Origin of the sequence: Bacillus sp. BML-BC051, from assembly GCF_019656175.1 — a bacterium.
Taxonomy (GTDB): domain Bacteria; phylum Bacillota; class Bacilli; order Bacillales; family Bacillaceae_G; genus Bacillus_A; species Bacillus_A mobilis.
In genome coordinates this window covers 93,859-100,902 of sequence record NZ_BPLI01000051.1, presented here as the reverse complement: position 1 = coordinate 100,902, position 7,044 = coordinate 93,859, and the positions used below count along the sequence as shown (strand labels likewise).

8 protein-coding genes are annotated in these 7,044 nt (G+C 36.6%); 3 read left to right on the top strand and 5 right to left on the bottom strand.

Translation table 11 applies throughout. The annotated features are described in order from the left end of the window. The first annotated feature begins 285 nt into the window (after positions 1-285). Entirely contained in the window at positions 286-966 is a 681-nt protein-coding gene (locus tag K5S59_RS20630; protein ID WP_000386675.1) for an MgtC/SapB family protein, read from the top strand. Between the two features lie 94 nt (positions 967-1,060). Further along, positions 1,061-2,056: a potassium channel family protein gene (locus tag K5S59_RS20625; protein ID WP_000842333.1), complete on the top strand. Its 996-nt coding sequence runs from the start codon at positions 1,061-1,063 to the stop codon at positions 2,054-2,056. Here K5S59_RS20625 and K5S59_RS20620 read toward each other — a convergent pair. Both K5S59_RS20620 and K5S59_RS20615 read right to left on the bottom strand, forming a co-directional pair. Beyond that, a complete protein-coding gene (locus K5S59_RS20620; RefSeq protein ID WP_000612338.1) occupies positions 2,043-2,456 on the bottom strand; it encodes a YugN-like family protein in 414 nt (137 codons plus the stop codon). The genes K5S59_RS20625 and K5S59_RS20620 overlap by 14 nt on opposite strands. A 107-nt stretch (positions 2,457-2,563) precedes the next feature. Further along, complete coding sequence (locus K5S59_RS20615; RefSeq protein WP_000103655.1) at positions 2,564-3,916, bottom strand: glucose-6-phosphate isomerase; 1,353 nt, start codon at positions 3,914-3,916, stop codon at positions 2,564-2,566. Positions 3,917-4,191: 275 nt separating this feature from the next. Here K5S59_RS20615 and K5S59_RS20610 point away from each other — a divergent pair, with 275 nt between their 5' ends. Next, a complete protein-coding gene (locus tag K5S59_RS20610; RefSeq protein WP_000105787.1) occupies positions 4,192-4,425 on the top strand; it encodes a DUF378 domain-containing protein in 234 nt (77 codons plus the stop codon). Between the two features lie 112 nt (positions 4,426-4,537). On the opposite strand, the gene yugI is transcribed toward K5S59_RS20610, so the two are convergent. The 3 genes from yugI to K5S59_RS20595 form a co-directional block, all read right to left on the bottom strand. After that, positions 4,538-4,882 carry a S1 domain-containing post-transcriptional regulator GSP13 gene (yugI, locus tag K5S59_RS20605; RefSeq protein ID WP_000003765.1) on the bottom strand — a complete coding sequence of 115 codons (345 nt, stop codon included), beginning with the start codon at positions 4,880-4,882 and terminating at the stop codon, positions 4,538-4,540. A gap of 252 nt (positions 4,883-5,134) precedes the next feature. Further along, positions 5,135-6,325 (bottom strand): aminotransferase, encoded by a 1,191-nt coding sequence (locus K5S59_RS20600; RefSeq protein WP_000808519.1) that lies wholly within the window; start codon positions 6,323-6,325, stop codon positions 5,135-5,137. Then, positions 6,322-6,819, bottom strand: coding sequence for an Lrp/AsnC family transcriptional regulator (locus K5S59_RS20595; RefSeq protein ID WP_000255701.1), 498 nt, complete (start codon positions 6,817-6,819; stop codon positions 6,322-6,324). The genes K5S59_RS20600 and K5S59_RS20595 overlap by 4 nt, the downstream gene beginning before the upstream one ends. Positions 6,820-7,044: the final 225 nt, after the last annotated feature.

Here is a 7,044-nt window from a genome sequence, read left to right as displayed (position 1 = left end):
TTCGATGTCAACTAAGTTTTTCAATTTCTTTTTTGTCGTTTTCTGCGTTTCCGCATCAGCGACGGTTATTAATATATCATGGCGAAAAATGAAATGCAACACCTTTTATAAACTTTTTTTTAATTAACTACATTTCTTTTTGAATATCATATACTTAAACGAAATATCTCTTTCATTTCTAAGGGATTCCTACATATATTCTATATAAAGTCACTCTACCCAAAAACATTTCTTTCTATAATAAATGTTTTATTCCTATACCATATCATACAAGGAGGAATACATATGGACTATACCGATTTATTAATCAAACTAGGTCTCTCGGCTATTTTAGGATTCGCCATCGGTTTAGAGCGCGAATTAAAACGGAAACCACTTGGTTTAAAAACTTGTTTAGTTATTTCTATCATTAGTTGCCTCCTAACGATTGTTTCTATTAAAGCGGCTTACAATTTACCACATACTGATCATATGAATATGGATCCACTTCGACTTGCCGCTCAAATTGTATCAGGGATTGGTTTTTTAGGTGCTGGTGTTATTTTACGAAGAGGAAATGATAGTATTGCAGGGCTAACGACTGCTGCTATGATCTGGGGCGCTTCTGGTATTGGTATTGCTGTTGGAGCCGGCTTCTATATCGAAGCGATTTTCGGAATGTGTTTTCTTATGATTAGTGTCGAACTTATACCATTAGCAATGAAATTTGTGGGACCGAGATCATTTCGTCAACGTGATATCGCAGTAAAACTTGTTGTGCGAAATATGGACAATATCCCAATTGTAATTGAAGAAATAAAAGAAATGGATATAAAAGTTAAGAATATGAAGCTCAAAACATTGGAGAATGGCTCGCACTATTTACATTTGAAATTATGTATCGATCAAAAAAGACATACTGCTGATGTTTACTACGCCCTCCAGCATCTTGAAAGTGTTCAACAAACTGAAGTGGAAAGTATGTAATGTAAAACAAACTCTCTTTTAAATTAGAGAGTTTTTCTTTTTTCTATAATGGTAACAATGAATGTAGTCCTGCAAAGTAAGGAGGAATAGAACATTGAAATCCCGTCCAAATTTAGTAGATACATTTCGTGATTCCATTATTTTTCGTTTAATTTGCTTTATTGTGTTACTTACTGCTTTTTCTGGCTTTCTTATACATAGATTAGAACCATCGCACTTCACCACATGGTTTGATGGAGTTTGGTGGTCAATCGTTACCATCTTCACCGTTGGTTATGGTGACTTTGCCCCGCATACAACAATGGGTAAGCTAGTCGGTATGGGTATTATTTTATTAGGTACCGGATTTTGTTCTTATTATATGGTTTTGTTCGCTACTGAAATGATTAGTAAACAATATATGAAGATTAAAGGAGAGGAAGCTGCAACTTCTAACGGACATATGATTATTGTCGGCTGGAACGAACGGGCAAAGCATGTTGTCAAACAAATGCACATCTTACAACCGAACCTTGATATCGTTTTAATTGATGAAACACTTTCTTTACTTCCAAAACCATTTCATCATTTAGAATTTATAAAGGGGTGCCCCCATCACGATCAAACTTTATTAAAAGCTAATATTACAACGGCACACACTATATTAATAACTGCTGATAAAGAAAAGAATGAAAGCTTAGCAGATACACAATCCATTTTAAATATTTTAACTGCAAAAGGTCTCAACCCAAACATTCACTGCATCGCTGAACTTCTTACTTCTGAACAAATACAAAATGCAACAAGAGCTGGTGTATCAGAAATTATAGAAGGAAATAAATTAACGAGCTATGTATTTACCGCTTCTCTTTTATTCCCTTCCATTTCAGGTGTACTATTCTCACTTTACGATGAAATCTCTGATAATAAATTACAACTGATGGAGCTTTCTCCATCCTGCATCGGACAAACTTTCGCAAATTGCAGCTATACTCTGTTAAAGCAAAACATTCTCTTACTAGGTATAAAGCGCGACGAACAATATATGATTAATCCAGTCCATTCCTTTGTTCTCATTGAAAGCGACATACTCATTGTTATTCACCATTAATAAAATGACGCTCTAGTTCTTGTATGAGCACTTTCCCAATATTAATATATTTTCTTTTCACATCTCCATCTGGATCTTTCGGCTCAGCAAATTGATCCATTCCACTCGTTCCGGCTGCTAGAGTATTTACATGATCATCTAGTTCGTCTTGATATACGTGCGAAAGAATATATGGCGTTTCAAGCCGGACGATTACGCCCGGCACATCTAGTTCGCCATTCACCGCTGTAAATGGCACCCGTAAAAATTGATAGCCTTCTTCTTCATCGATTTTATAATCAAAGCACCCTTTATCATAATCCCAATTGCCACCAATGCTATATCCGAGTGGCTTCATTATCTCTTCTAGCTTATATAACGCATATGTACGTCCTTCTAAATTGGATTGAATCGGAATCAAGCCCATCCCTCCTAACCTTTTTCTTTAGCATACCCACTCTAGTTTGAATATACCGATGGACTTTTCGATAAAATAATAAAAAGCGACCGGAATCCGGTCGCTTTTTATTATTTTAAACGCTCTTCTAATTCTGCTTTTAACTCTTCAAATCCTGGTTTACCAAGTAAAGCAAACATGTTTTTCTTGTATGCTTCTACTCCTGGTTGGTCAAATGGATTTACGCCTAATAAGTAACCGCTCATCGCACATGCCTTTTCGAAGAAGTATACAAGATAACCGAATGTGTACTCATTTAATTCAGGGATATTTACGATTAAGTTTGGTACGCCACCATCGCTATGTGCAAGTAATGTACCTTCGTATGCTTTTGTGTTTACGAAGTCTACAGTTTCACCAGCAAGGTAGTTTAATCCATCTAAATCGTTTTCTTCTGATTCGATTGTTAGTTCATGTGTAGATTTACCTACTTTCAGAACTGTTTCGAATAAGTCACGACGACCTTCTTGAACGTATTGACCTAATGAGTGTAAGTCAGTTGAGAAGTTTGCTGAAGATGGGAAAATACCTTTTTGATCTTTTCCTTCACTTTCACCAAATAACTGTTTCCACCACTCAGAGAAGTATTGAAGTGCTGGCTCATAGTTAACAAGCATTTCAATTGTTTTTCCTTTATTGTATAAAGCATTACGAACTGCTGCATATTGGTAAGCTGGGTTTTCTTCTAGTTCTGATGTACCGAAGTCACCATGACCAGCAGCTGCTCCTTTCATCATCTCTTCAATATTTAAGCCACTTACTGCGATTGGTAATAAACCAACTGGCGTTAATACAGAGAAACGTCCTCCAACATCATCTGGAATAACAAATGTTTCGTAACCTTCGTTATCAGCTAATGTTTTTAATGCACCACGTGCTTTATCTGTCGTTGCATAAATACGTTTGCGAGCCTCTTCTTTTCCATACTTTTCTTCTAATAACTTACGGAAAATACGGAACGCTAGTGCCGGCTCTGTTGTTGTACCTGATTTGGAAATAACGTTAATAGAGAAGTCTTTACCTTCTAATACGTCCATTAAATCTTTCATGTAAGTGGAGCTAATGTTTTGTCCAACAAATAGCACTTGTGGAGTTTTACGTTGTTCTTTAGAAAGCGTGTTGTAGAAAGAATGGTTTAACATTTCGATTGCTGCACGTGCTCCTAAGTAAGAACCACCGATACCTACAACAAGTAAAATGTCAGAGTCATTTTTAATTTTTTCTGCGCATTTTTGAATGCGAGCAAATTCTTCTTTGTCATATTGAAGCGGAAGGTCTACCCACCCAAGGAAATCGTTCCCAGCTCCAGTTTTTTCGTGGATTGCGTGATGTGTTACTTTCACTGCATCACGTAAATAAGTGATTTCATGTTCACCGATGAAGGATAACGCTTTAGAATAGTCGAACGTTACATGTGTACTCATCTTTTTCCCTCCAATAATGTATATGTATTTCTGTATTCACTTTAGCGAAACTGAAGTTGTAAATCAAGCGATTCAACAATTGTAAACGTAACCAATATATATTTTTTAGAAAAAGTTCATTTTTTGCATAAAAATTCGCATTTTTCGGTATAGATGTATATACATCCTTTTTCTTATATTTTTTATGTATAAAAACAACATAACTACCCCATTCTATAAAGGAGTTAATTAACTCATCGCTTGCTCATGCTTCACAATTAAGGGGGGGCTTTTTCATGAGTACTCTGCAACGTATCGCATTAGTCTTTACTGTAATCGGTGCTGTGAACTGGGGACTGATCGGGTTCTTCCAGTTTGACTTAGTGGCAGCCATTTTCGGTGGACAAAACTCTGCTCTCGCACGTATTATTTACGGCATCGTCGGTATTTCTGGGCTTATCAATCTTGGTTTACTCTTTAAACCATCAGAAAATCTTGGTACTCACCCAGAAACGAACGAAATCCACTAGTCAGTATGTCTTTATTTCACCTCCGACATACGAATATGATTGCATGCAATCATATTTGCAAATATATATCATAAGACAAAGTAAAAGAGGAACGCTCATATGCGTTCCTCTTTTACTTTGTTAACTCGGACTCTTCAATCCATTCTGTTAGCTTTTCTCGCAGCGTATTAAATCCGTTCTCAGATGGATTCGGTATAAGAATCCGTCCTTGTTTTCTTTTCGCCGCTTTTAACGATAAACTCATTTTTCTGTGTTCTTCATCAATTGAAAGTACTTTTACTTCTACTGTATCGCCGACTTTTAAAAAGTCATGAATATCCTTTACATATCCATTTGTAATTTCAGATATATGCACAAGCCCTTGTGTTTCTGCATCTAACGCTACAAATGCACCGTAATCTTGAATCCCAGTCACTTTCCCTGTTACAACCACTCCTGTTGTATATTGTTCTGACATATGAAACACTCCCATACGTTTACCATTTTCTCTACAATTGTAGATAGCAAAGCAGATGATTTATTGTTAAATATCCGATTAGTGAGTACGTACCCGAAGTAAAGCGACTCAGGATACGCATACCTTATATTAGTAAATTATACCACTATGACAGAACTCATTCAAAATTAACGAAAAATTTCCTGTAGTACGTATAATTCTCCAATATTGGGATAGAATACTAACACATGGCTTTCTAGTATTCCCCCCCTTTTATGGACAAAACGTATTACGTTTTGTCCTTTTTTTATTTTCTATAAACCGTTCCATTCTCCTCATTGCTTCCATTAGTTGTTCAAGCGATGTTGCATACGAGCAACGAATAAATCCTTCACCGCTTTCACCAAATACACTTCCAGGTACAACAGCGACTTTTTCTTCTAATAATAGCTGTTCTGCAAATTCAGCTGAAGATAGTCCAGTTGAAGAAATAGCAGGAAAAACATAAAATGCTCCGCCCGGTACATGACATGTTAATCCCATTTCATTGAAAGATGTCGTCATAAAATTACGTCGTTTCTTATAACTATCTCTCATCCGAATTACTTCATCATTCCCCGCTCGTAACGCTTCGAGTGCTGCGAACTGAGACATCGTCGGTGCACACATCATGGAATATTGGTGGATTTTGAGCATTAATTCTGAAAAATGAACAGGGGCTGCAATCATACCGAGGCGCCATCCTGTCATCGCAAATCCTTTTGAAAATCCTGAAATTAAAATCGTATGCTCACGCATATTTTTAATACTCGCGAAACTTGTATATACTTCGTCGTATACAAGCTCTGCATAAATTTCATCAGATAATACGATTAAATTGTACTTTTCAACAATCACTGCTATTTCTTCAAGCTCGGATTTATTTAACATCGCACCTGTTGGGTTATTTGGTGAGCAAAGTAAAATCGCCTTTGTTTTCGCTGTAATAGCTACTTCAATTTGTTCTGGTTGTACTTTAAACTCATTTTCTAAAGTAGTCGCCACAGGAACCGGAACTCCTCCAGCTAATGTCACAAGCGGTGCATAAGAAACGAAACTTGGTTCAATAATGAGTACTTCATCATCAGGATTTATAATGGCACGCATCGCTACATCTAACGCCTGACTCGCTCCAACTGTAACAATGATTTCATCGTTTGGATCATAAGATACTGCAAATTGTTTTTTTAGATACTTTGCTATTTCTTGACGGAGCTCCAATAATCCTGCATTTGCTGTATATGACGTATATCCTTGTTCTAAAGAACGGATACATGCTTGCCTTACATTCCAAGGTGTAACAAAGTCAGGCTCTCCTACTCCAAGAGAAATAACACCTTTCATATTCGCTGCTAAATCGAAAAACTTTCGAATACCTGATGGTTGTAAAGATTCTGCTGCTCTAGATAGTTCAAATTGCTTCATGGTGTCACCACAATCCGCTTATCATCATCGTTTTTTTCATAAATAATTCCCTCATGTTTATACTTCTTCAAAATGAAATGCGTTGTTGTAGAAACGACAGATTCAATGGTTGCTAATTTCTCAGAAACAAACATCGCTACTTCTCCCATTGTCTTTCCTTCTAATGTAATAGAAAGATCATATGTCCCTGACATTAAATACACAGACTTTACTTCTGAATAACGATAAATTTGTTCAGCAACCGCATCGAACCCAACGCCGCGCTTTGGCGTAACTTTCACATCGATCATCGCCGTTAAACCTGTATGTTCTTTCACCTTCGTCCAATCGATATGTGTTACATAATCCACAATAATCTTTTCCGCTTCTAATTTTTCAACCATTTTCTTTACTTCTTCTACTTCTATATTTAACAGCTTCGCTAATGTATCTACAGATAACCGACTACTTTTTTCAAGACAAGCTAATAATTCTAATTCCTTTTCTGTCACCATATAAATCATCCTTCCTTTTCCTTTGTGTCTAAATTATACAAATCCCCCTTCCAGTTTGAAAAGAAGATTTTTTTAGTGAATTATGTCAAAATAAAGTGAAACTTTAATCAGCGGAAAGACTCACCCCGCTGATTATCAGCCCACACCAATCGGGCTTTTACGAGCAGTTGATCTCCCACCTCACTTCTTTGCCTCAACCGTCTTTTTAGGTGGGAGTCTTACTGC